Raw genomic sequence first — 12,085 nt, forward strand, 5'->3', positions numbered from 1 at the left:
GTGACCTGCCATGCATGACCCGCTCATCGACGGTGGGGAAGACCTCCCGCCCGTGCCGAGCCTGAAGCTGGCCGATTGGCAGCCCCGCGCGCAGCTGGAGCTGCCGACGACGGCGGTCGAACGACCGGCCGCACCTGCGATCGACGTGCACAACCATCTCGGCCGGTGGCTCACCGATGACTGGTGTGCCCCGGATGTCGGCGAGCTCATCGACCTGATGGACGAGACGGCTCTCGAGGCGATGGTGAATCTCGACGGGCGCTGGGGCGGCGAGCTCGATGCGAACCTCGATCGATACGACCGTGCGCACCCGGGCCGATTCCTCACCTTCTGCCAACTGGACTGGGATCTGCTCGGCACGTCGGGCGGCGCGGCTGCACTGGAGCGACAGCTGCGCGAGTCGGCGGATCGGGGAGCGCGCGGCGTGAAGGTGTGGAAGAATCTCGGGCTCTCCGTTCGAGGGCGCGACGGTGCACTCGTGCGGCCGGACGCACCCGAGGTGGTGGACGTCCTCTCAGCGGCGGGTGAGCTCGGCCTTCCCGTACTGATCCACGTCGCCGACCCCAAAGCGTTCTTCGACCCGCTCGATCACCGCAACGAACGGTTCGACGAGCTGTCGGAGCAGCCGCAGTGGTCCTTTGCCGACCGTTCTCGGTTCCCTTCCTTCGAAGAACTGCTCACGTCGTTCGAGCGGCTGCTCGGCTCGACCCCTGGCACGCAGTACATCGGTGCGCACATGGGCTGCGTCGCGGAGGATCTCGACCGCGTCGAGCAGATGCTGGACGCGGCGGCGAACCTGTCTGTCGACATCGCAGGGCGCCTCGCCGAGCTCGGCCGTCAGCCTCGTCGATTCCGACGACTCCTGGAGCGGCATCCGGATCGAGTGCTGTTCGGCACTGACGCGTTCCCGCTGCACAGGAGCGACCTGACGACGCACTTCCGCTTCCTCGAGACCGACGACGAGAGCTTCGACTACGCACCGGGGTCAGCCGTCCCGCCGCAGGGCCGCTGGTCGATCTCCGCTGCCGACCTGCCGCGGAGGCTGCTGCCTGGCGTGTACGCGGACAACGCTCGCCGTGTGCTGGGGCTGCATGGTGCGAGCGGGACCGAAGTCGCGGCGCAGATGCTTCGGTGACTTGACAACCACTGGCGGCGCGGGGATCGTGCAGAGCGATGACACACGAACACTCCGCCCGCGTCGTTCTCGTGGCCGGCCCCGCGGGAAGCGGAAAATCGACGCTGGGAGAAGCACTGGCCGCTGAGCTCGGCGCCGCGCTGCTCGACCTCGACGTCGTGACGAATCCGGTGCTCGACCAGCTGCAGGCTGCGGGGCTGTTCGGCGACAGGCACTGGAACGACGAGTCGCTGCGGCCGCTGCTCCGCCCGGCCAGGTACGCGGCGCTGCGCGACACGATGGCTGCGCAGACCGTGCAGGCCGTCGCGGTCGCGCCGTGGACGGCCGAGCTCGCAGGCGGCGAGGAATGGCGCGCGCTCGTGGAGTCGCTGAGCGGCGATCCCGTCGTCGTGTGGCTGAACGCGGGGAGCGAGCTGCTCGCAAGCCGGCGCGAGAACCGCGGGTTGGACCGTGACGCACACATCATCGACGGCGGTGCGTCGCCCGCGGTCGCCCACATCGCTGTGGACGCCGCAGCGCCCACGGTCGACCAGGTGCGATTCGTGGTGGAGCGGCTCGCCTCGTTGTCGCGCTGAGCCCGGGCGAGCGCGATCGCGCAGGAGGCCGTCCGATTCGGCGCGTATCGTGTTCGCCTCTGCCGGTCGTTCACGCCTCGGAAGCGGAGGTGCCTTCCGTGCCGCGCGGCACGGAATCAGCGAACTTGCGCCGTGCATGTCATCGATGTCATTGTGGGTGCGGACGACTCGCGAAGGCGCGGGCGAAGAGAGGACGACAGCTGATGGCTGGATTCGACGGACGCACGATTCTCGTGACGGGAGCGTCGGGAGGCATCGGCGGCACGACGGTGCGACGGCTGGTGCGCGACGGCGCCACAGTGCTCGCCGGCGGACGCAACCTCGATGAGCTGGCCGCACTCGCGGAGGAGACCGGCGCGACGCCGCTGGCCTTCGATCTCACCAGTGAGGACGAGGTGCGCACCGCGATCGAGGGTCGCGACATCTGGGGCGTGGTGAACTGCGGCGGCTGGGGCGGCACGATCGAGACGCCGCAGGAAGCTGACATCGACGTGTTCGACAAAGTCATGGCCATCAACACCCGCGGCTCGCTGCTCGTGACGAAGTACGCCTCGCGCGAGATGATCCGGCTCGGCGGCGGTGCGATCGTGAACGTCTCCAGCCAGGCCAGCCTCGTCGCCCTGCACGGTCACATCGCCTACGGCTCGTCGAAGGCGGCGCTCGACAACATCACCCGCGTCTCGGCTCTCGAACTGGGGCCGCACGGCATCCGGGTCAACAGTGTGCATCCGACCGTGGTGATGACGGAGATGTCCGCCTGGTACTGGGGTCGCCCGGACATCGAGGGGCCGTTCCTGAAGGCGATGCCGCTCGGGCGGTGGGCGACCGAGGACGAGATCGCCGGCCCCATCGCGTTCCTGCTCAGCGACGAGGCCAGCATGATCTCCGGCGTGCACCTGCCGATCGACGGCGGCTACACGGCTCAGTGAGCCGCTCGCGGTGGCTGCACCGTCTCGAAGGATCCTGAGGCGTTCGAGGCGATCGCCGCGGCGTAGAGGGCGTGGGTGCGGGCCGCCTCGTCCGGGCGCACGGTGCCGAAGCGCTCGCCCAGCGCGCCCTCGCGCTCGGCGAGGAACGCGGCCCACATCTGCAGGATCGCGTCGGAGAACCCTGCTTCGAAGATCCCGCCCGTCACGGTCGGCCACACCGACTGGCTGCCTGCATCGATGGTGGCCCACGCCTGTTCGCGACCGATTCCCGGCACATCCGGCATCTGGAACACCTCGACGGCTTTGGGGTTCTTCGTCGAGAACCGCACGCCGCCTGACATGCCGATCGCCTCGAAGAACCACGTGTTCTTCTGGCCGGGCGCGATGCGCTTCGTCTCGATCGCGAGCGGGAAGTCGGCCCCGCCGTCCTGCGCGACGCGCGCGTGCACGACCGCGTTGTCCCAGGTGTCGCACGGCACGGGCGTCCCATCAGGGCCCGGCCGTTCTGTGACGATGTTCTGCAGCATGCCGAGCACGCGATCCGGGTTCCAGCCCAACCGCAGCGGCACGTGCCACGCGTGCAGACCGAGATCGTTCATCACACCTGCCTCGCCGCAGAAGCGCGCCTGCCGCTTCCAGTTGACGGGCTTGGAGCGATCGGTGTCGCTGGCGTGCAGGAAGCCGCACCGCGCCTCGACGATCTCGCCCAGTGCACCGGATCGGACGTGGTCGATCGCGGCCTGGGCGCCGGGCAGGAACGGCATCTCGCTCGAGCAGCGCACGAACGACTCCGGATGCTCGGCGACGGCCGCCATGATCTCGTCGGAGGCGGCACCGTCGATGCCGAAGGGCTTCTCGGCGAACAGCGATTTGCCCGCCCTGATCACGTCGGAGTAGATCTGCGCGTGCAGGTCGTGCCGCACGGCCACGTAGACCACGTCGACGCGGTCGTCCGCGAGCAGGTCGCGGTAGTCGGTCGTGGTCAGCTCGACGGTGGGCAGCTCGGAGAACCAGCCCAGGGCATCGGGGTTGATGTCGCACACGGCACGCACCTCCGGCGTGACCGGATGATCGATGAGTGCCGGCCAGCGCGCGATCGCGGCGGCCATCTCGCGGCCCATCAGGCCGCCGCCGATGATCGCGACGCCGACCCTCTTCTGCGCGGTCACGAGCGCACCTCGTCGACGAGCTTCAGCGCCTCGTCGACGCCGACGCCCTTGTGCAGCACGGCCATCAGCGCCGCCGTGATGCCGTAGGGGTTCTTGTGCTGCACGACGTTGCGGCCGTAGACGATGCCGGCGGCGCCCGCGTCGAGCACCGCAACGGTGCGTTCGAGCAGGGTGCGGTCGTCGACGCGCCCGCCGCCGCGCACCAGCACGGGCACGGAGCCGGCGACCCGGATCACGCGGTGGTACTCCCGCGGGTCGTCGCAGGGGTCGGCCTTGATCAGATCGGCGCCGAGCTCGACGCCCTGCCGCACCAGGGTCATGATCTTGTCGAGGTCGCCGTCGACCATATAACCGCCGGCGACCGAGTTGTCCTGCATGACGAGCGGCTCGACCATCAGCGGCATGCCGTACTTCGTCGCCTGCTCGCGCAGGGCGAGGATCGACCGGATGTTCTCGCCCTTGATACCGGGATGGCCCGGCAGCTGCATCAGGTTGACGCACATCGCGACGGCGTCCAGGCGCACCGCCTCCTCCACGGCGAACGGCACGTGGTGGCTGTAGAGCTCCTCGTCGAGGGGCGAGTTGTAGACGTTGGCGATATCGGTGCGCATAACCAGGCCGGGCTTCTGCTTGCCAGGTACCTCCTGCAGGTGGTGGGCCTGGCCCAGTGTCATCTGCACGGCATCCGGTCCGGCGTCCACGAGCGTGCGAACCGACGCGGCGATGTCCTCGATGCCGTCGAGGAAGCTGCGCTCGCCGAAGAATCCGTGGTCGATCGCCACGTCGAGGGCCTTGCCGGAATCGGGGTTGAAGAGTCGGTTGAGGCGGTACGGATGCATGGCGCTGCTCCTTTGCTTCGCTTGTGCGCGTCGTCGCGTGGTGTCAGGATAGGCAGATAAAGACAACGTTGTCTAATGTCGGTCGACGAAGACCGCGGGAGGAGCATCATGCACGGTCGTGCGGTGGGCGACGTTCTGGTCGCCGGGCATATCTGCGTCGATCTCGTACCGGAGTTCCCCGGCGCAGCGCGGGTCGAACCCGGCGCGCTGTTCAACGTCGGAGCGCTCGGAATTCGCGTCGGCGGCAGCATCGCCAACACCGGATCCGCGTTGGCCGGCCTGGGCGTCCCGGTGCGCGCGCACGGACTGGTCGGCGACGACGCGCTCGGTGCGATCGCGCGCGATCAGCTCTCCGCGATCGACGGGGTGCAAGCGGACCTGGTCACGACGCGGGATCACGCCACCTCGTACTCGATCGTCGTGCAGCCGCGCGGTGAGGACCGTTCGTTCTGGCATCACACCGGCGCCAACGACGCCTTCGACGGCACAACGCTCGACCCCACGGGTGCGCGGCTCGTGCATCTGGGCTACCCGCCGCTGCTGCCGGGCATCGCGGCCGACGGCGGGGCGCCGCTGGCAGCGACTCTTGCGGCGTCCAAGGAAGCGGGTGCGACGACGTCACTCGATCTGGCAGTGGTCGACGAGGCATCCCGCGCGGGCGGATACGACTGGAACTCGATTCTGACGGAAGTGCTGCCGCACACCGACGTGCTGACGCCATCGCTCGACGACCTCATCTCGGCGCTCCGAATCGCACCGCGTACGGGCCTCGCCGATGAGCTCGCGGAGGATCTGCTCGCTCGCGGGGCGGGCATCGTCGCGATCTCGGTGGGTGAGGAGGGGCTGCTGCTGCGTGCTGCGGGAGCCGAGCGACTGGCCAGGGGCGGGCCGGTGCTGCGCGCGCTCGGCGCGGAATGGGCGGGTGCGCGCGTGCGCGTCGACCCCGTGCCCGTCGACCGGCTCGGCACGACCAACGGTGCGGGGGACGCGGCCACAGCGGGTCTGCTGGCGGGCCTGCTGCGGGGTGCTCCGCCCGCAGCGGCGGTGAAGCTGGCCACTTGGGCGGCGGCCGACTGGATCGAGTCATCCTCGTGCAGCGGTGTGCGCATCGCCGCACGAGCGTCGGGTCTCACCCCGTGGGCCAGAGGATGAGCATCCGTACTGCCGGCATCCGGGACCGGCTCGCCGCTGACCTCCTGGCTGCACGGGAGAGCGGGCCAGGCGCATGCGGGTCCGAGCGCAGAAGCGGGCCCGACCGTGAGCGCGCGGGCGGGGCCGAATATGGTTCCTGCCGGAGACGCACGTCGACTGCGCGCCGGTACGCGCAAGAGAAGGCCCGACCGACCATGCCGATATGGGAATATTGACGCGGGAGGGGTCATGAGCGAGGCCGGAGCATCCGCGGACGAGTGGGCAGGGCGCGTGCCGACGATGCGCGACGTCGCCGAGCGCGCGGACGTCGGCCTCAAGACCGTTTCGCGCTTCGTCAACGGCGAGACCAACATCGGTCCGCAGCTCGCCGAACGCATCGCGCGGGCCATCGACGATCTCGGGTACCGGCGCAATCTGGCGGCCGCGAGCATCCGGCCCGGCCAGCAGTCGCGCGTTCTCGGGCTGATCATCGGAGACCTGGGCAACCCGTTCTGGTCGGGAATGGCGCGCGCCGCCGAGCAGGTCTGCGCGGAGCGGCGCTGGCTGCTGCTCACGGCGAGCAGCGAAGAGGACCCGGATCGCTTCGCGCGGCTGACCGACCGCCTGGTCGAGCAGCGCGTCGATGCGCTCATGGTCGTGCGCCCGCCCGGCGAGGAGCTGCCGGCGCTCGAGCGGGCGGCGGGCGACGTGCCCGTCGTCGCCATCGATCGTCCGAGCGAGCACGCGGCGTGCAACGTGTACTACGACAACGCCCACGGCGCCAGGGCGGCGGTCGAGACCCTTCGCACGCACGGCAGGGTCGGGTACGTCGGCGACACGACGGGCATGTGGACGATGAGCGAGCGGTTCCGCGGCTATTCGGAGGCCGTCGGTGTCGTCGACGCGGAGATCGTGCGGCACAGTGCGCACACCATGGAGGATGCGCGGACAGCCGCAGCCGAGCTGCTCGACGCAGGCGTCGACGCTCTGTTCACGGCCAACAACCGCGCCTCCGTCGGCGCGCTGCTGGCGTTCGCCGCGGCTGGGCGGCGAGTGCCCATGATCGGCTTCGACGAGTTCGAGGCCGCGAAGCTCGCGAACCCGCCCGTCTCCGTCGCGAACGCCGCACCGGAGGTGCTCGGCCGCGCCGCCGCCGAAGCGGCCTTCTCGCTGCTCGACGGTGCAGCCCCACCCGACGTGCTCCTCGAGCCCGACCTCGTCCTCCGCGGCAGCGAAGCACGCTGACCCGCGCCGACCTGCCCTATCTCTTCATTTCTGGCACATCTCCGGTGGTGCGCCCACCCGGAGATGTGCCAGAAATGAAGAACTGACGGCTATGCGGCGTCGAGGAGGGCTCGGGCCGTGCCCGTGTCGGTGATGAGCGAGGTGATCAGGCCGCCGAGCAGGGCGGCGCGGATGGCCTCCACCTTCGTCGTGCCTCCGGCGACGCCGATGACCTCGGGCACGCGGCGCAGCTCGTCCGCCGTGATCGCCAGCGAGCGGTGGTCGAGGGTCGAATCGACATTGCCGTCGCGGTCGTACAGCGTGGCGACCACCTCGCCGACGACGCCGCGGTCGACGAGCTCCTGCGCGATCGCCCCCTGATTCGCCGAGTCGTACAGCTGCGAATCCGGCGGGTTCCAGCTGCCGATCGCGACGACGCCCTTGGTGACCCGTCCGAACCGGGAATAGGCATCGCGGATGAGCGGATCGGCCTTGAGCGCCTCGGCCGTCGCCTCGTCCTGCACGAGCAGCGGCGCGAAGATCGGGTAGCTCTCACCTCCCGACGCCCGCGCGACGCGGCGCACGATCTCGATGCCGTGCTCCCGAACAGGCCCCGCGATCCCACCGAGCGCCACGACATCGCAGCGGGGGAGATCGACGAGCAGCTTGGTCGCCTCGTCCAGAGTGCGCCCCGCAGTGAACCCCAGCGTGTCGGCCGGTGTCACGATCTCCTGCAGCAGGGTGGCCGTCGCCTCTCCGAGCGACTGCCGGATGGCCTCTGACGTCTGACTCGGCGAGGTCACGGCGATCGAATGCACGAGTCCGAACGCGTTCTTCAGTCCGATGGACAGCTCGGGGTCGATCGCGTCGGGCAGCTGCACATCGATCGTGACGATGCCGAGCTCTCGTGCCTTCTCGAGCATCCGGGCGACCTTGAATCGCGACACGCCCAGCTCGGCCGCGATGTCGACCCTGCTGCGGTCCTGCAGATAGTACCGGCGCGCCGCGTGTGCGATCCGGATGAGTTCGTCTGGGCCCATGATCATCTTCGCTTCCTCGCGGCGCGCTCCCGTGCGCAACCGTGCACCCACCGTACAGCACGTCCGCTCATCTGAGCGGACGATGTGCACACTCGAGCGAGGTGGGGTACAGTCGATCCGTCGATCTGAGCACGCACCGTGAGCGTGCTCGCGGAAGGACCAGTTGTGGCAACGATGCAGACGACGCCCGTGCCATCGGGCGCGACCGAAGCTCCGGTCGCCCTTGAGGTGCGTGACATCTACAAGGGATTCGGCGGAGTGCCGGTGCTGAAAGGGATCAGCCTCGCGCTCGAGCCTGGCACCATCACAGCCCTCGCCGGAGAGAACGGCGCTGGCAAGTCGACGCTGATGAAGATCGCGTCCGGCCAGTACAGGGCAGACAGCGGCACCGTGCTCGCACGCGGCACCGAGCTGCCCACCGGGAGCACGCAGGCCGCGGCGAGGGCCGGTGTGGCGATCGTTCCCCAGGAGCTCGCTTCGCTTCCGGATATGACCGTCTACGAGAACATCTTCATCGGTCGTGAACTGCGAGGGCCCATGGGGCTGCGCAGGCGCGAGATGATCGATGAGGCCCGCAGGAACCTTGCGGAGTTCGATCTGACGATCGACCCGAGCATCCGGATGGGCACGCTGCCGGTGGGTGTGCGGCAGATGATCGAGATCATCAAGGCCACCAACACCGGTGCCCGCGCGATTCTGCTCGACGAGCCCTCGAGCGCGATCGCCGCGCGCGAGGTCGCTCGCCTCGTCCAGGTGATGCGCAAGCTGCGCGACCAGGGCGTGGCGCTGCTGTTCACGACCCACAAGATGGAGGAGATGCGCGAACTCGCCGACAAGGTGGTCGTGCTCCGTGACGGCGGCCTCGTGATGGATTCGCCGATACGTGACGTCTCGGACGATGACATCGTCACGGCGATGATCGGCCGTGAGCTCGAGGACCTCTTCCCGGATGTCGCAGAACCGGCCGACGAAGTCGTTCTCGAGGTGAAGGACCTTCAGATCGAGGAGGCGCACAACACGGTCGACCTCTCCGTGCGCAGGGGCGAGATCGTCGGCCTGTCCGGGCTCGTCGGAGCGGGGCGCTCCGAACTGATGGAGGGCATCTTCGGCATCCGCAGGGTCGAGTCGGGCGAGGTGCGCATCGCGGGCAAGAAGGTGCGCCGCAACGATCCCGGCGCGTCGATCGTCGCAAACGTCGCCTTCGTGCCGGAGGACCGCAAGGGCGCGGGCGGCGTGCTGCAGATGGACGTGCTCGACAACGCCACGCTGCCGCGCATCGAGCAGTTCAACATCGCCGGATGGCTGCGCCAGCGCAAGCGCCGTGCGGATGTCGGGGCGGCGACGGAGTCGGTGCGTCTGAAGAGCCGCGGCCTGAACCAGCCGATGGAGACGCTCTCCGGCGGCAACCAGCAGAAGGTGGTGTTCGCGCGCTGGCTCGTCGGCGACGTCGATGTGCTGTTGCTCGACGAGCCGACCCGCGGCGTCGATGTCGGCGCCCGCAGCGAGATCTATCGCATCGTCGTCGACCTGGCTGCCAAGGGCATGGCCGTGCTGATGGCCTCCAGCGACATGCCGGAGATCCTCAGCCTCTCGCACCGCGCGCTGGTGATGCGCGACAGCGGCGTGGTCGCCGAACTCAGCAAGGAAGAACTTCAGCAGGAGGACGCGCAGGATCGCATCTTCCGCTACGCGAGTGGCCTCCTGGAGGGCACCGCCACCACCACCGCAGACACCCAGGAGGAAACGGAACGATGAGCACCGACACCGCCGTCGAGAAGCGGCGCGCCTTCAGCGCCAAGTGGCTGCAGGACATGGCGATCCGCTATGCCATGGTCCTTGTGCTGATCGTCGTGATCGCATTCTTCGCCTACCGCAGTGCGCGATTCGCCACGCCGGACAACGTGGTCACGATCCTGATCGCCGCCGCGCCGTTCGCCCTGATCGCGCTCGGGCAGACCCTCGTCATCCTGACCGGAGGCATCGATCTCTCGGTCGGCAGCGTGATCGCCCTCAGCGCGATGGCCGGTGCGTACGCGGCGAAGGCGATGCCCGACCAGCTGTTCCTCGCACTCGCCGTTGCGATCCTGGTCGGAGCAGTGGCGGGAGCGGTGAACGGGTTCGTCGTCTCCGTCCTCGACGTACCGCCGTTCATCGCCACACTCGGAATGCTGACACTGGCATCCGGTCTCGCCTACGTGATCGGCGGCGGCGCCCCGATCAACGGCCTGCCCCAGAACTTCAGCCAGTTCGCCAACACCGAGATCCTCGGCCTCACCATCCCGGTCATCCTGATGATCATCGGGATCGTCGGCTTCGGCATCATGATGCGCCGCACCAAGTTCGGCATGCACGTGTACGCCGTCGGCGGCAACGAGCAGGCGTCCCGCATCGCCGGCATCAAGACCGGACGCGTGAAGTTCCTCGTCTACACCATCAGCGGCGCGCTCGCCGGCGTCTCCGGCATCATGCTGGCCTCGCGCACGATCAACGGCTCGCCCAGTCTCGGCGTCGGCTACGAGCTCGACGCGATCGCAGCGGTCGTGATCGGCGGTGCCAGCCTGATGGGCGGCCGCGGCACCATCTGGGGCACGGCGCTCGGGCTGCTGATGATCCAGACGCTGAACAACGGCCTCGACATCCTCACCGTTCCCGCCTACTGGCAGGACGTGGTCAAGGGCCTGCTGATCGTCGCGGCCGTCTCGGTCGACGTCTGGGCAGCGAAACGCCGAAGCTGACCGTCTCACTCTTCACCTGACCCGTACCCAAGGAGAATCACAATGAAGTTCCGCAGCCTTATCCGTGGCACCGTCGGCGTCGGCGCCGTGGCCACCACCGCCGTCGCGCTCACCGCCTGTGGCGCGGGGGACCCGAACGCCGGGAACGAAGACACGATCACGATCGGTGTCAGCGTCTACGAGATGTCGTCGTTCATCACCGAGGGCAAAGAGGGAATCGACCGCTATGCCGAGGAGAACGACATCGAGATCCTCTGGAACTCGGCCTCGATGGACGTGCCGACCCAGGCAGACCAGGTCGACCAGTACATCAACGCGGACGTCGACGCGATCGTGGTCGTTCCGGTGCAGCAGGAGACGCTGCAGCCGCAGGTGACCGCGGCGGCGAACGCCGACATCCCGCTGCTCGACGTCAACGCGACGCTGAACAACGACGAGGTCGCCGGTTCCGTGCAGCCGGATGACGTGGCCGCGGGCGCCCAGGAGGCGCAGATGATGGTCGACGAACTCGGCGGCGAGGGAAACGTGGTCGTGCTGCAGGGTCCGCTCGGCGGCTCGGGCGAGATCAACCGCGGTGCGGGCATCGACGAGGTGCTCGAGGAGAACCCCGACATGGAGGTGCTCGCCAAGGACACCGCCAACTGGAGCCGTGAAGAGGCCATCAACAAGATGAGCAACTGGATCTCGGCCTTCGGCGACGACATCGACGGCGTCATCTCGCAGAACGACGACATGGGCCTCGGCGCCAAGCAGGCACTCGACGAGGCCGGCATGGACGACGTTCCGGTCGTCGGCATCGACGGCATCGAGGACGGGCTGAACGCCGTCAAGAACGGTGACTTCATCGGCACCTCGCTGCAGAACGGCACAGTGCAGCTCGCTGCAGGCGTCGCGCTGGCCGGCAAGATCGCCCGCGGTGAGGACGTCGCGGACAACCACCTCGTCTACACCATGCCCGCTGTCACGACGGAGAACGTCGACGACGCGATCGGCCACGTCGTCACCGAGCGCGACGCGTTCCTCGACGGCCTCACCGAGCTGACCGAGGGCAACCTCGAGACCGGCGACGTCGCCTACGAAGGCCTGCCCGGACAGCAGTGAGCCTGAGCCTACTGCGCAGGGTCTGAGCGCACCTCTCGCGGCGTTGTCGTCGGTCGGCGTACGCAGTACGCCTCCCTCCTCCGCCTTGCGATAGGCACACTCAGACCCTTGCTCGCTACGGCTCAGGTCGCCTCGCCGCGACTCAGTCGGGCGTCCCGGCGGTTCACGCGTGAATCCGGGCCGGATCCGCATTGCGGGTTCGGCCCG

The 12,085-nt window shown here is 68.7% G+C and carries 11 protein-coding genes; 8 read left to right on the forward strand and 3 right to left on the reverse strand.

The genetic code is table 11. From position 1 onward, the window contains the following. The first annotated feature begins 10 nt into the window (after window positions 1-10). From CIK77_RS12050 to CIK77_RS12060, 3 genes are all read left to right on the forward strand, one after another. Window positions 11-1,135 carry an amidohydrolase family protein gene (locus CIK77_RS12050; RefSeq protein ID WP_087054058.1) on the forward strand — a complete coding sequence of 375 codons (1,125 nt, stop codon included), beginning with the start codon at window positions 11-13 and terminating at the stop codon, window positions 1,133-1,135. A 38-nt stretch (window positions 1,136-1,173) separates the two neighbouring features. Continuing rightward, on the forward strand, window positions 1,174-1,710 hold the full coding sequence (locus tag CIK77_RS12055; RefSeq protein ID WP_087054059.1) for an AAA family ATPase: 537 nt from the start codon (window positions 1,174-1,176) through the stop codon (window positions 1,708-1,710). Between the two features lie 203 nt (window positions 1,711-1,913). After that, window positions 1,914-2,639 carry an SDR family oxidoreductase gene (locus CIK77_RS12060; protein ID WP_087054060.1) on the forward strand — a complete coding sequence of 242 codons (726 nt, stop codon included), beginning with the start codon at window positions 1,914-1,916 and terminating at the stop codon, window positions 2,637-2,639. On the opposite strand, the gene CIK77_RS12065 is transcribed toward CIK77_RS12060, so the two are convergent. Further along, complete coding sequence (locus tag CIK77_RS12065; RefSeq protein WP_087054061.1) at window positions 2,633-3,808, reverse strand: Gfo/Idh/MocA family protein; 1,176 nt, start codon at window positions 3,806-3,808, stop codon at window positions 2,633-2,635. The two genes, CIK77_RS12060 and CIK77_RS12065, sit on opposite strands and share 7 nt — an antisense overlap. Continuing rightward, window positions 3,805-4,647 carry a class I fructose-bisphosphate aldolase gene (locus CIK77_RS12070; protein ID WP_087054062.1) on the reverse strand — a complete coding sequence of 281 codons (843 nt, stop codon included), beginning with the start codon at window positions 4,645-4,647 and terminating at the stop codon, window positions 3,805-3,807. Before CIK77_RS12070 ends, CIK77_RS12065 begins: the two co-directional genes overlap by 4 nt. Before the next feature lie 108 nt (window positions 4,648-4,755). On the opposite strand from CIK77_RS12070, the gene CIK77_RS12075 reads away from it, so the two are divergent. Together CIK77_RS12075 and CIK77_RS12080 are read left to right on the forward strand one after the other, a co-directional pair. Beyond that, window positions 4,756-5,799: a carbohydrate kinase family protein gene (locus CIK77_RS12075; RefSeq protein ID WP_170934056.1), complete on the forward strand. Its 1,044-nt coding sequence runs from the start codon at window positions 4,756-4,758 to the stop codon at window positions 5,797-5,799. A gap of 228 nt (window positions 5,800-6,027) precedes the next feature. Further along, window positions 6,028-7,023, forward strand: coding sequence for a LacI family DNA-binding transcriptional regulator (locus CIK77_RS12080; RefSeq protein WP_087054064.1), 996 nt, complete (start codon window positions 6,028-6,030; stop codon window positions 7,021-7,023). Window positions 7,024-7,112: 89 nt separating this feature from the next. Here the strand turns inward: CIK77_RS12080 and CIK77_RS12085 are convergent, their stop codons facing one another. Beyond that, window positions 7,113-8,048: a sugar-binding transcriptional regulator gene (locus CIK77_RS12085; protein ID WP_087054065.1), complete on the reverse strand. Its 936-nt coding sequence runs from the start codon at window positions 8,046-8,048 to the stop codon at window positions 7,113-7,115. Window positions 8,049-8,216: 168 nt separating this feature from the next. On the opposite strand from CIK77_RS12085, the gene CIK77_RS12090 reads away from it, so the two are divergent. The 3 genes from CIK77_RS12090 to CIK77_RS12100 are packed head-to-tail and all read left to right on the forward strand — an operon-like array spanning window position 8,217 to window position 11,878. After that, window positions 8,217-9,797: a sugar ABC transporter ATP-binding protein gene (locus CIK77_RS12090; RefSeq protein ID WP_087054257.1), complete on the forward strand. Its 1,581-nt coding sequence runs from the start codon at window positions 8,217-8,219 to the stop codon at window positions 9,795-9,797. Continuing rightward, the gene (locus tag CIK77_RS12095; protein WP_087054066.1) at window positions 9,794-10,777 is read left to right on the forward strand and encodes an ABC transporter permease; all 984 of its coding nucleotides are present in this window, start codon (window positions 9,794-9,796) and stop codon (window positions 10,775-10,777) included. Before CIK77_RS12090 ends, CIK77_RS12095 begins: the two co-directional genes overlap by 4 nt. A 42-nt stretch (window positions 10,778-10,819) precedes the next feature. Continuing rightward, window positions 10,820-11,878 carry a substrate-binding domain-containing protein gene (locus CIK77_RS12100; protein WP_087054067.1) on the forward strand — a complete coding sequence of 353 codons (1,059 nt, stop codon included), beginning with the start codon at window positions 10,820-10,822 and terminating at the stop codon, window positions 11,876-11,878. Window positions 11,879-12,085: the final 207 nt, after the last annotated feature.

The sequence above is a fragment of the Microbacterium sp. JB110 genome, assembly GCF_003335195.1.
In the GTDB taxonomy this organism is placed as follows: domain Bacteria; phylum Actinomycetota; class Actinomycetes; order Actinomycetales; family Microbacteriaceae; genus Microbacterium.